Consider the following 11891-nt stretch of genomic DNA (forward strand, 5'->3'; position numbering starts at 1 on the left):
GTGTAGTGGTTAACATGCCTGCCTGTCACGCAGGAGATCGCCGGTTCGACCCCGGTCGGGACCGCCATTTTATATAAAGAAAAGAACGAAACAAGTTGTTTCGTATTTTTTTATTTGTTTTAACAAAAAACTAATAAAGACAGTCAAACTATCCTTAGGAAAACTCCTAAGGACTTTTTTATATATTTAAAACCTGTATAATAAAGAGCAGAGAACATTGTGAATAAAGTAGGTGAAGTCTGTGAGTAAATATGAAGTAATAACAAAATCTTCTGAGGAAACACAAAGATTATCAGAAAAACTAGGTGAACTTGTCGGGGCGCAAGATGTAATTATTTTAGAAGGAGATCTTGGAGCTGGAAAAACGACTTTTACAAAAGGACTAGCAAAGGGTCTTGGTGTGAAAAGAGTTGTAAATAGTCCTACCTTCAATATTATTAAAGAATATAAAGGAAGATTGCCGCTATATCATATGGACGTATATCGTTTAGCGGAAAGTGAAGAAGACTTAGGTTTTGATGAGTATTTCTACGGTGAAGGGATTACAGTAGTAGAATGGGCTCATTTAATAGAAGCATATTTACCGAATGAAAAGTTACAAATCAGTTTATTCCATGCTGGAGATGATACAAGGAAAATTGTACTCGAACCAATTGGAAATCGCTATATTAGATTATGTGAGGAGCTATTACAAGATGAAAGTACTAGCAATTGATACTTCAAATTACGTAATGGGTGTGTCCCTTATTGAGGAAGGGAACGTGATCGGAGAAATCATTACAAATTTAACAAAAAACCATTCTGTACGACTTATGCCAGCTGTAGAGAAGCTTTTAAAAGAATGTGGTGTAAAACCGAAAGAATTGACTAAAATCGTTGTAGCAGCTGGACCTGGATCATATACAGGTGTTCGTATAGGTGTGACAGCTGCAAAAACATTAGCTTGGTCGCTTCAAATACCAATTGTAGGTGTATCAAGTCTAGAAGTAGTGGCAGCAAATGGTGCTAATTTTAAGGGATTAATTTCTCCTTTATTTGATGGTCGACGTGGTCAAATTTACACGGGGCTATATACATATGAAGGGGAGCAATTAACTTCAATAGAAGAAGACCGAATTATGCTTATTGTTGACTGGTTGCAAATGTTAAAAGATAAAGAACAGCCTGTTTTATTTATTGGTAACGATGTTAAATTGCATAAAGAAACAATTATAGAATACTTAGGTGATCAAGCTGTATTTGCTCCTTTCACTAAGAATAACCCAAGACCAAGTGAGCTAGCATTTTTAGGGTTACAAAAAGAAGAACAAGATGTGCATACGTTTGTACCTAGTTACCTGCGTTTAGCGGAAGCTGAAACAAACTGGTTAGAAAGTCAAAAGAAGTAGAGGTCTATAGAAAATGGATATGATATTTAGAAAGATGGCACTCGATGATATTGCTCAAATTGTAGCTATTGAAGAAGCATCTTTTTCAACTCCTTGGACTGCAGATGCCTTTCAACGTGAATTAGCGATGAATGAACATGCACATTATTTTGTGCTAGAAAAAGATGATCGCGTAATTGGTTATTGTGGATTGTGGATAATTATTGATGAATCACATATAACAAATATAGCTATTTTGCCAGAGTACCGAGGTCAAAAGTTAGGAGATGCCTTATTGAAAGAAGTTATTTCGGAGGCGAAAGACCTAGGAGTAAAAACGATGACACTTGAAGTACGCGTATCAAATGAAGTAGCAAAACAGTTATACAGAAAATACGGATTTCAAAATGGTGGGATTCGTAAACGATACTATGCAGACAATCAGGAAGATGGTCTCGTAATGTGGGTGAATATATAATGGAAAAAAACACGATTATTCTTGGTATTGAAACAAGCTGTGATGAAACAGCAGTAGCAGTTGTTAAAAATGGAACGGAAATTATTGCGAATATCGTTGCATCACAAATTGAAAGTCATAAGCGTTTTGGCGGAGTCGTACCAGAGATTGCATCCCGTCACCATGTAGAAGAAATTACAGTTGTGCTAGAAGAAGCTTTAAAAGAAGCGAATATCACTTTTGAGGATATTGATGCAATTGCCGTAACAGAAGGACCTGGTTTGGTTGGAGCACTTTTAATAGGTGTAAATGCAGCGAAAGCTGTGGCTTTTGCGCATGATATCCCTCTAGTTGGTGTTCATCATATTGCTGGTCATATTTATGCAAACCGTTTAGTAAAAGAAGTACAATTCCCATTACTATCACTTGTTGTATCTGGTGGACATACGGAGCTTGTTTATATGAAAGAACACGGTTCATTTGAAGTGATCGGTGAAACACGAGATGATGCAGCAGGGGAAGCATATGATAAAGTAGCTCGTACGTTATCTATGCCATATCCAGGTGGTCCTCATATTGATCGCCTTGCACATGAAGGAAAGCCGACAATTGATTTGCCTCGTGCATGGCTAGAGCCGGATTCGTATGATTTTAGCTTTAGTGGATTGAAATCGGCAGTTATCAACACTGTGCATAACGCAAAACAACGTGGTATAGAAATTGCACCGGAAGATTTAGCAGCAAGTTTCCAAGAAAGTGTAATCGACGTACTTGTAACGAAAGCGTCTCGTGCGGCGGATGCATATAACGTAAAGCAAGTGCTCCTTGCTGGCGGCGTAGCTGCTAATAAAGGGCTTCGTGCACGTCTAGAAGAAGAGTTTGCACGAAAAGAAGATATAGAGTTAATTATCCCGCCGTTATCTTTATGCACAGACAATGCAGCGATGATTGCAGCTGCAGGGACCATTGCATACGAACAAGGAAAACGTGCGACATTAGCTTTAAATGCAAACCCAGGATTAGATATTGAAGCATAGTTATACACAAAATTAACCACAGCCTGTGGACAAAACCCATATTATCTGTTGATAATGTGGGTTTTGTTGTGTATATAAAATGTTGATAACTTTTTCAGTGATTGTGGATAATGTGGAAAAGTTATTTTGGGGTTTATTTTACAAAGGTGGATATGTGTATAAACTTGTGGATAAAGTGGATGAAGTCTGACCTTTAAATGTATTCTTTTTTGGGAAATAAAAAACAAGAAGATATCCTTAAAAAACATTTTGAAATATGCTCTAATTATAGGTGTCGCTAACAATGTCAAACTTTGTCGGTAAATTGATATCTTGTGTCGAATCGTTGATTTGTTTAAAAAATCATTTAGACAATATGACGTTGATTCCAACTAGAAGATAAAAAGGATGTCGCATAGTCAAAAATCCCGACTTATGAGACATCCTCTTTATTAATACTTTTATAAATGCAATTCTTCCCATTCTGCCATACAAGCTTCAAGTTGCTCTTGTAGTGTTTGCTTTTTCGTTGTAATTTCACTAGCCTTTTCATAATCTGCATATATTTCTGGTAAGCAAAGCTGATCTTCTAATGTAGCAATTTCTTCTTCAAATTCTATTATGTTTTGTTCTAGCTCCTCAATTTTCCGAGTGCGTTGACGCTCTAACTGTTTACGCTCTTTTTCTTCGAGATAATTTAATTTTTCTTGAGCTACAGTTTTTTGAACAGGTGCCTGATTTTCTTGCTGTTCTTGTTGTTCAAATTCTGCACGTTCAATCATTTCATTTTTCTTTTCAACGTAGTAATCGTAATCGCCTAAATATTCTTGTGCGCCTTCTGTTGATAACTCAATAACGGTCGTCGTTACACGATTAATAAAGTAGCGGTCATGTGATACGAATAGAAGTGTTCCTGGGTAATCAATTAAAGCATTCTCCAAAATTTCTTTACTATTTAAATCAAGATGGTTCGTTGGCTCATCGAGAATTAATAAATTCGATTTTTGCATCATAAGTTTTGCGAGAGCTAATCGAGCTTTTTGTCCACCACTAAGAGAAGATACTGGCTTTAATACATCATCTCCTGTGAATAAGAAGTTACCTAGTATCGTGCGAATTTCTTTTTCAGGCTGCAATGGATATTCATCCCATAATTCATTTAAAACTCGCTTAGAAGATGTTAAGTTAGCTTGTTCTTGATCATAATAGCCAACAGATACATTGGATCCGAAAGAAACATCACCATTTAGTAGAGGTAACTTATTCACAAGTGATTTTAACAATGTGGATTTCCCGATTCCGTTCGGTCCAACTAAAGCAACACTATCCCCGCGAGTTAAGCGCATTGTTACATGTTCAATAATCGGATCCTCATCATAGCCGATAGTTGCATCCTTTACTTGTAAAACATCATTTCCGCTTTGTTTTTCAATATCGAAGTGGAAGGATGCTGACTTAGAATCACCTAATGGTCTTGTTAATAATTCCATTCGGTCTAATTGTTTACGACGGCTTTGCGCACGTTTTGTCGTAGATGCACGAGCTATATTTTTTTGAACGAAGTCCTCAAGCTTAGCAATTTCATCTTGTTGCTTTTCATAACGTTTCATTTCTTGCTCGTATAGCGCTGATTTTAAATCTAAATATTTACTGTAGTTACCAACAAATCGTCTGCTTTCTTTATTCGAAATTTCATATACTTGTGTAACGAGTTTATCTAAGAAATAACGGTCATGGGAAACGATTAGTATTGCGCCAGGATAGCCTTGTAAATATTGTTCAAGCCAAGTCAATGTTTCAATGTCCAAATGGTTTGTAGGCTCGTCTAAAATAAGTAAGTCTGGTTTAGTTAATAATAATTTACCAAGAGCTAATCGTGTTTTTTGCCCACCACTTAATGTGGAAATTGTCGTCTGGTGCATCTCAACTGGGAAGCCAAGACCACTTAAAATCGAACGGATATCCGCTTCGTACTGATAGCCACCTTGATCTTTATAATCTAATTGTAATTGGTCATAGTCAGCTAATAATTTCTCGTATATAGCCGCATTTGAAAAGTTTTCTTCTTTGCCCATCTCTTGCTCTAGCCTTCGAAGTTTTGTCTCCATTTGCTGTAAGTGTGTAAAGACGGTTAACATTTCATCCCAAATTGTTAAAGACGTTTCTAATCCGGTATTTTGAGCTAAATACCCCATTGAGACATCTTTCGGTTTTATAATTTCACCACCATCATGAGATAACTCACCAGCTATTATTTTTAATAATGTAGATTTTCCGGCTCCATTTCGTCCGACTAATGCGATACGATCTTTCGTTTGTACTTCCAATTTTATGTTTGCAAGAATCGTTTCTGCACCGTATAATTTCGAAAGCGCGTTTACTTGTAATAAAATCAATGTTTTCACCTCAAATAATTTCTTAACTTTGCCATGTTTATATTTCTCAATCATACTAAAAATAGTGTATAGTTTAAAATAAAGAGAGAATACTTCTTCTCTTTATTATACAAGGAAATTCATGAGTGCTAAACTTCTGTATTTGATTCAAGTATATGAATAAAGATAGGAAGAGAGGAGAGGTTATATGGATCAGCAAAAAATTCCACAGGCCACTGCCAAACGTTTGCCTCTATACTATCGATTTATCCAAAACTTATCTCTTTCTGGTAAGCAACGTGTTTCATCAGCCGAATTGAGTGAAGCGGTAAAAGTTGACTCCGCAACTATTCGAAGAGATTTTTCATATTTCGGAGCGTTAGGGAAAAAAGGATATGGATATAACGTAAATTATTTATTATCATTTTTCCGTGAAACACTCGACCAAGATGATATAACACGTGTAGCACTTATTGGAGTAGGTAATTTAGGGACCGCTTTCTTACATTATAATTTCACGAAAAACAATAATACAAAAATTGAAATGGCGTTTGACGTTAGTGAAGAGAAAGTTGGAACAGAAATCGGAGGCATTCCTGTATATCATTTGGATGAACTAGAAGAACGTTTATCAACTGATATACAAGTGGCAATATTAACAGTACCCGCTACAGTAGCACAATCTGTGGCAGATAGATTGGCAGAAACGAACGTGCATGGTATTTTAAATTTCACACCAGCACGCTTAAATGTGTCAGAGAATATAAGGATTCATCATATTGATTTAGCTGTAGAGTTACAAACACTTGTTTACTTTTTGAAGAATTATCCACAATAAAACGCAGAGGAAGCGACCTCTGCGTTTTATTATTGTTTTTTCTTTGTGAATTTAACTAAGATAAGGCGAAGTGCCAAATTAAAATCAATTGTTGCCATAACTGCAAATAGTATTGTCCACATATTCCAGATTGTATCTGTTACGTTTGTAATGGCGAAACGTGTAAAGATACATCCAAGAAGAAAGTACAATGCAGCCATGAACAATGGTGAGTTTCTCATACTAAAAATCCTCCGATAAAGCCTTGCATTTTTTCAGCTTCTTTAATCATTTCTTGAATTTGTTCATTGCTTACTAAAACTTGAGCAACTGCAACTAATGTATTCATTGCAACATGGGCTGCAATAGGGACGATAATACGCTTCGTTTTTACATATAAAAAGGCGAATACGAGCCCCATAGAAGTGTATACCAATAAGTGAGTAAAATCAAAATGAATCGCCGCGAATACAAGTGAACTAATGATAGCAGCAATAAAGAAGTTAAACTTCTTATAAAGTGTACCGAATAAAATTTTTCTAAATACGATTTCTTCCAAAATAGGTCCTATTATAGATATGACGATAAGGAACCAAGGTGTCGTTCTTGCGATGTCCATAAGTCTTTCTGTATTTTCAGAGCCAGGTGTAATCCCTAATAACCGCATTTCGATCATACCGGCAATACTTTGTGAAAATAGTGCTAAGAAAAATCCGATGAAAATCCATCCAACTGTAGCTGGAACAGTAGAGCGCATTTTATCTAAATGCCTGTCGCGAATGTCTGTTCTGAGTAACCAAAGTACAACGCATAATGCAATGAAAAAGCTAATGATAGCCCAATGACCAGTTATGAGCTGAATCTTTTCCTCTCTAGTAAATCCCCTATTATCGTATAGTCCAGTTTTCAGGAGAAGCGGTAACCCGGCAATGCCTGATAGCTGCATTAAAATGTATGTAACGATAACCCACCAATATTGTTTCTTCAAATGGTTTAACCATCCTTTCTAACTCTAGTGTATGAGATAAAGTAGGATAACATGTAAATATGCTACCTATCATATAAACTTTCATTCGAATTATGATTCTTTTGTAAATCTTTATTTGAAATTAAAATAGAAGACAGGAAAAAGTTGTGTGTTTAGCGAAAACAACTTAGGGTGTCTTTCATATTGTAACATACAAGAAGTGGGAACAACGATTCATATGGTAAAGGCAGTAGAAGAAGTAATGCTATATAGGAAAGTGTATAAAGTAATTTGCGAAAAAATTATGATTTTTTTACTTGCAAAAGAAATTGAGATTATTTATTATTAGAAGTGTGTTAGCACTCGTGTGACTTGAGTGCTAATAAATAAAATTTACATAACAAAATGAGGAGGTTATTGTTCATGCTAAAGCCATTAGGTGATCGCGTTGTAATTGAACTTGTTCAAGCAGAAGAAAAAACAGCAAGTGGTATTGTATTACCAGACACTGCAAAAGAAAAACCACAAGAGGGTAAAGTTATTGCAGTAGGTACAGGCCGAGTGCTTGAAAATGGTGAGCGTGTTGCTTTAGAGGTAGCAGCAGGTGATCTTATCATCTTCTCAAAATATGCAGGTACTGAAGTGAAATACGAAGGTACAGACTACTTGATTTTACGTGAAAGTGACATTTTAGCAATTATCGGTTAATTATATACATTTTAAAAATCCAAGGGGGTCAATTATTATGGCAAAAGATATTAAATTTAGTGAAGAAGCACGTCGTTCGATGCTTCGCGGTGTCGACACTCTTGCAAACGCAGTAAAAGTAACGCTTGGACCAAAAGGTCGTAACGTTGTACTTGAGAAAAAATTCGGTTCACCACTTATTACAAATGACGGTGTAACAATCGCAAAAGAAATCGAATTAGAAGATGCATTCGAAAACATGGGTGCGAAATTAGTGGCAGAAGTTGCTAGCAAAACAAACGATGTAGCTGGTGACGGAACGACAACTGCAACTGTATTAGCGCAAGCTATGATTCGTGAAGGTTTAAAAAACGTAACAGCTGGTGCAAACCCAATGGGTCTTCGTAAAGGTATCGAAAAAGCTGTTACTGCTGCAATTGAAGAATTAAAAGCGATTTCTAAACCAATCGAAGGTAAATCTTCTATCGCACAAGTAGCTGCTATTTCTGCAGCTGACGAAGAAGTAGGTCAATTAATCGCTGAAGCAATGGAGCGCGTTGGTAACGACGGCGTTATTACTTTAGAAGAATCTAAAGGATTCACAACAGAATTAGACGTAGTAGAAGGTATGCAATTTGATCGTGGATATGCATCTCCTTACATGATCACTGATTCTGACAAAATGGAAGCGGTTCTTGATAACCCATACATCTTAATCACTGACAAAAAGATTTCTAACATCCAAGAAATCTTACCAGTATTAGAGCAAGTGGTACAACAAGGTAAACCACTTCTTATCATTGCTGAAGATGTAGAAGGCGAAGCGTTAGCTACATTAGTAGTGAACAAACTTCGTGGTACATTCAATGTAGTAGCTGTTAAAGCTCCTGGATTTGGTGACCGTCGTAAAGCAATGTTAGAAGATATCGCAATCTTAACTGGTGGCGAAGTAATCACTGAAGAATTAGGACGTGACTTAAAATCTGCTACAGTTGAATCTTTAGGACGCGCAGGTAAAATCGTTGTAACGAAAGAAAACACAACTGTAGTTGAAGGTATTGGGAATACACAACAAATCGAAGCTCGCATTGGCCAAATCCGTGCGCAATTAGAAGAAACTACTTCTGAATTCGATCGTGAAAAATTACAAGAGCGTCTTGCTAAATTAGCAGGTGGCGTAGCAGTAATTAAAGTAGGTGCAGCAACTGAAACTGAGTTAAAAGAGCGCAAACTTCGTATTGAAGATGCACTTAACTCAACTCGTGCAGCAGTAGAAGAAGGTATCGTTGCGGGTGGTGGTACTTCACTTATGAACGTGTACACGAAAGTAGCTTCTATCGTAGCTGAAGGCGACGAAGCAACAGGTATCAACATCGTACTTCGTGCATTAGAAGAGCCAGTTCGTCAAATCGCAATCAACGCTGGTCTAGAAGGATCTGTAGTTGTAGAGCGTCTAAAAGGCGAAAAAGTAGGCGTTGGTTTCAACGCAGCTACTGGCGAATGGGTTAACATGCTTGAGTCTGGTATCGTAGATCCAGCTAAAGTAACTCGCTCTGCACTTCAAAACGCAGCATCTGTTGCAGCTATGTTCTTAACGACTGAAGCTGTAGTTGCTGACAAGCCAGAACCAAATGCACCAGCAATGCCTGACATGGGCGGCATGGGCATGGGCGGTATGGGCGGAATGATGTAATTCCGTTTGCCCGAAAAACATCCACTTCTATATAGAAGTGGATGTTTTTTTGTGTTTTTTAGAAAAGGAAATGAATTTCTGTAGAATTTTGTCGCTTTCTCTCTTGACCATACTGATACTTCATTGTTAGAATCTAGGAAGATAATATAAAACGATCCTTCATATATCCTCAATGATATGGTTTGAGAGTCTCTACCGGGTTACCGTAAACAACCTGACTATGAAGGCAGTGTGTCTTATATTTATAAAGAGCGGAGACTATCTTTCTTTATAAAGCCAGACCCCTGCCTTTTCTTTGTTATGAGACTAGAGGCGGAGGACTGGCTTTTTTTATTATATTGGTAATGCTTTTCGCCAAATTGGTGAAAATATTTATATACGAGAACTAACGTTGGGGTGATTATTTTGAAAAAGCAGCACGATACAATTATCGTTTTAGATTTTGGGAGTCAGTACAATCAGTTAATAGCACGTCGAATTCGTGAGTTCGGTGTATACAGTGAACTTCATCCACATACAATTACTGCAGAAGAAATTAAAGCAATGAATCCAAAAGGGATTATTTTCTCTGGTGGACCAAATAGTGTATACGGTGAAGGTGCATTACATTGTGATGAAAAAATATTCGAGCTAGGATTACCGATTTTCGGTATCTGTTACGGTATGCAGCTTATGACACAACACTTCGGTGGTAAAGTAGAACGCGCAAACCACCGTGAATACGGAAAAGCTGTTCTTAAAGTAGAGAACGAATCAAAATTATATGCGAACCTTCCAGAAGAGCAAGTTGTATGGATGAGTCATGGTGACTTAGTAACTGGTTTACCTGAAGGATTCGTAGTAGATGCAACAAGTGAGTCTTGTCCAATTGCTGGTATGAGCAATGAAGCAAAAAACTTATACGGTGTACAATTCCACCCAGAAGTACGTCACTCTGAGCACGGTAACGATTTAATTAAAAACTTCGTATTCGGCGTATGTGGTTGTTCTGAAGGATGGAACATGGAGAACTTTATCGAAGTAGAATTAGAGAAAATCCGTGAAACTGTTGGAGACAAAAAAGTACTATGCGCACTTAGTGGCGGTGTAGACTCTTCTGTTGTAGCAGTATTAATTCATAAAGCAATCGGTGATCAGTTAACATGTATTTTCGTTGACCACGGCTTACTTCGTAAAGATGAAGCAGAAGGTGTTATGAAAACATTTAGCGAAGGCTTCCACATGAACGTTATTAAAGTGGATGCAAAAGAACGCTTCATGAACAAGTTAAAAGGTGTAGAAGATCCAGAACAAAAACGTAAAATCATCGGTAACGAATTCATTTACGTATTTGATGATGAAGCGTCTAAATTACAAGGAATGGACTTCCTAGCGCAAGGTACACTTTACACGGATATCGTTGAAAGTGGTACAGCAACTGCACAAACAATTAAATCTCACCATAACGTTGGTGGACTTCCAGAAGACATGCAGTTCAAATTAATTGAGCCTTTAAACACGTTATTTAAAGATGAAGTACGTGTATTAGGATCAGAATTAGGAATTCCTGATGAAATCGTATGGCGTCAACCATTCCCAGGTCCAGGACTTGGTATTCGTGTATTAGGTGAAATCACAGAAGAGAAATTAGAAATCGTTCGTGAATCTGATGCGATTTTACGTGAAGAAATTATAAAAGCGGGATTAGACCGTGAAGTTTGGCAATACTTCACTGCGCTTCCTGGTATGCGTAGTGTTGGTGTTATGGGTGACGAGCGTACTTACGATTACACAGTAGGTATCCGCGCAGTAACATCTATTGACGGTATGACAGCTGACTGGGCACGTATCCCTTGGGATGTATTAGAGAAAATCTCTGTACGTATCGTAAACGAAGTAAAACACGTTAACCGTATCGTGTATGATATAACGAGTAAGCCACCAGCAACTATTGAGTGGGAATAGTATTGTAATAAAAAAGATCCATCTATCGTTCATGTATAGATGGATCTTTTTGTTTTTACCCTTAATACGAACGAAAATATAAAATTTTATAAAAATGTTCGTTTTTAAATTGACAAAACCACCTCCTCGAGTTAATATGAGTATGTAATTCAAACGAAAAGTGAATATTATGCCGTCGTATAATATCGGGGATATGGCCCGAAAGTTTCTACCTAGCTACCGTAAATGGCTTGACTACGAGGCGTTTTTATAAAGATGAGGGGAAACTTGTCTTTATTCATAGAACGCTTCCATGTATATGCAATGGAAGCCTTTTTTATTTTTAATAGATAAAAGAGGGCTAGGGTGAAATACGGCGAGTAATCATATAACGGGGGAAACGTAAGATGAAACGCTATTTTCAGTTTGATGAACTCGGCACAAATTATAAAACAGAGTTCATAGCAGGTTTAACGACATTTTTATCTATGGCTTATGTACTATTTGTCAATCCTGCTACGCTGTCACTTGGAAATGTTAAAGGGTTACCGGCAGGTACAGGAATGGATCCAGGTGCAGTATTCGTTGC

The 11891-nt window shown here is 37.2% G+C and carries 12 protein-coding genes, 1 pseudogene and 2 riboswitches; of the genes and pseudogenes, 10 read left to right on the plus strand and 3 right to left on the minus strand.

Annotated features, from left to right (window positions below):
• Nucleotides 1-241 precede the first annotated feature (241 nt).
• The 4 genes from tsaE to tsaD are packed head-to-tail and all read left to right on the plus strand — an operon-like array spanning nt 242 to nt 2861.
• On the plus strand, nt 242-715 hold the full coding sequence (tsaE, locus tag BAU27_RS00090) for a tRNA (adenosine(37)-N6)-threonylcarbamoyltransferase complex ATPase subunit type 1 TsaE (protein WP_071769793.1): 474 nt from the start codon (nt 242-244) through the stop codon (nt 713-715).
• Nucleotides 696-1388 (plus strand): tRNA (adenosine(37)-N6)-threonylcarbamoyltransferase complex dimerization subunit type 1 TsaB, encoded by a 693-nt coding sequence (gene tsaB / locus BAU27_RS00095; protein ID WP_071744102.1) that lies wholly within the window; start codon nt 696-698, stop codon nt 1386-1388. Before tsaE ends, tsaB begins: the two co-directional genes overlap by 20 nt.
• A gap of 13 nt (nt 1389-1401) precedes the next feature.
• Nucleotides 1402-1845, plus strand: coding sequence for a ribosomal protein S18-alanine N-acetyltransferase (gene rimI, locus BAU27_RS00100; RefSeq protein WP_071744101.1), 444 nt, complete (start codon nt 1402-1404; stop codon nt 1843-1845).
• The gene (gene tsaD / locus BAU27_RS00105) at nt 1845-2861 is read left to right on the plus strand and encodes a tRNA (adenosine(37)-N6)-threonylcarbamoyltransferase complex transferase subunit TsaD (RefSeq protein WP_071744100.1); all 1017 of its coding nucleotides are present in this window, start codon (nt 1845-1847) and stop codon (nt 2859-2861) included. The genes rimI and tsaD overlap by 1 nt, the downstream gene beginning before the upstream one ends.
• Nucleotides 2862-3301: 440 nt before the next feature.
• Here the strand turns inward: tsaD and BAU27_RS00110 are convergent, their stop codons facing one another.
• Nucleotides 3302-5236, minus strand: a complete 1935-nt coding sequence (locus BAU27_RS00110) for an ABC-F family ATP-binding cassette domain-containing protein (protein ID WP_217653927.1) — start codon at nt 5234-5236, stop codon at nt 3302-3304.
• 187 nt (nt 5237-5423) lie between these two features.
• Between BAU27_RS00110 and BAU27_RS00115 the strand changes: the two genes are divergently transcribed.
• Nucleotides 5424-6053 carry a redox-sensing transcriptional repressor Rex gene (locus tag BAU27_RS00115; RefSeq protein WP_000372704.1) on the plus strand — a complete coding sequence of 210 codons (630 nt, stop codon included), beginning with the start codon at nt 5424-5426 and terminating at the stop codon, nt 6051-6053.
• A 29-nt stretch (nt 6054-6082) separates the two neighbouring features.
• Here BAU27_RS00115 and BAU27_RS00120 read toward each other — a convergent pair whose 3' ends face one another.
• On the minus strand, nt 6083-6274 hold the full coding sequence (locus tag BAU27_RS00120) for a YdiK family protein (protein WP_001246201.1): 192 nt from the start codon (nt 6272-6274) through the stop codon (nt 6083-6085).
• Nucleotides 6271-7020 carry a CPBP family intramembrane glutamic endopeptidase gene (locus BAU27_RS00125; protein WP_071744098.1) on the minus strand — a complete coding sequence of 250 codons (750 nt, stop codon included), beginning with the start codon at nt 7018-7020 and terminating at the stop codon, nt 6271-6273. Before BAU27_RS00125 ends, BAU27_RS00120 begins: the two co-directional genes overlap by 4 nt.
• 148 nt (nt 7021-7168) lie before the next feature.
• Here BAU27_RS00125 and BAU27_RS00130 point away from each other — a divergent pair, with 148 nt between their 5' ends.
• The 5 genes and pseudogenes from BAU27_RS00130 to BAU27_RS00150 form a co-directional block, all read left to right on the plus strand.
• Nucleotides 7169-7348 carry a hypothetical protein gene (locus BAU27_RS00130; RefSeq protein WP_071744097.1) on the plus strand — a complete coding sequence of 60 codons (180 nt, stop codon included), beginning with the start codon at nt 7169-7171 and terminating at the stop codon, nt 7346-7348.
• 74 nt (nt 7349-7422) lie between these two features.
• Complete coding sequence (groES, locus tag BAU27_RS00135; protein WP_000917305.1) at nt 7423-7707, plus strand: co-chaperone GroES; 285 nt, start codon at nt 7423-7425, stop codon at nt 7705-7707.
• Between the two features lie 37 nt (nt 7708-7744).
• Nucleotides 7745-9379 carry a chaperonin GroEL gene (gene groL, locus BAU27_RS00140; RefSeq protein ID WP_001029987.1) on the plus strand — a complete coding sequence of 545 codons (1635 nt, stop codon included), beginning with the start codon at nt 7745-7747 and terminating at the stop codon, nt 9377-9379.
• 139 nt (nt 9380-9518) lie between these two features.
• Nucleotides 9519-9620: riboswitch (purine riboswitch) on the plus strand.
• Nucleotides 9621-9784: 164 nt separating this feature from the next.
• Entirely contained in the window at nt 9785-11323 is a 1539-nt protein-coding gene (guaA, locus tag BAU27_RS00145) for a glutamine-hydrolyzing GMP synthase (protein WP_000743904.1), read from the plus strand.
• A 155-nt stretch (nt 11324-11478) separates the two neighbouring features.
• Nucleotides 11479-11580, plus strand: a riboswitch (purine riboswitch).
• A gap of 129 nt (nt 11581-11709) precedes the next feature.
• A pseudogene (locus tag BAU27_RS00150) lies at nt 11710-11891 on the plus strand (NCS2 family permease); the annotation flags it as partial.

This window comes from Bacillus sp. NH11B (assembly GCF_001884205.1).
Taxonomy (GTDB): Bacteria; Bacillota; Bacilli; order Bacillales; family Bacillaceae_G; genus Bacillus_A; species Bacillus_A proteolyticus.

Excerpts from the sequence above, each read along its gene's own strand:
- groES (WP_000917305.1), top strand. The coding sequence starts at position 7,423 with ATGCTAAAGCCATTAGGTGATCGCGTTGTAATTGAACTTGTTCAAGCA.
- tsaD (WP_071744100.1), top strand. The coding sequence starts at position 1,845 with ATGGAAAAAAACACGATTATTCTTGGTATTGAAACAAGCTGTGATGAA.
- groL (WP_001029987.1), top strand. The coding sequence starts at position 7,745 with ATGGCAAAAGATATTAAATTTAGTGAAGAAGCACGTCGTTCGATGCTT.
- BAU27_RS00120 (WP_001246201.1), bottom strand. The coding sequence starts at position 6,274 with ATGAGAAACTCACCATTGTTCATGGCTGCATTGTACTTTCTTCTTGGA.
- BAU27_RS00115 (WP_000372704.1), top strand. The coding sequence starts at position 5,424 with ATGGATCAGCAAAAAATTCCACAGGCCACTGCCAAACGTTTGCCTCTA.
- rimI (WP_071744101.1), top strand. The coding sequence starts at position 1,402 with ATGGATATGATATTTAGAAAGATGGCACTCGATGATATTGCTCAAATT.
- tsaB (WP_071744102.1), top strand. The coding sequence starts at position 696 with ATGAAAGTACTAGCAATTGATACTTCAAATTACGTAATGGGTGTGTCC.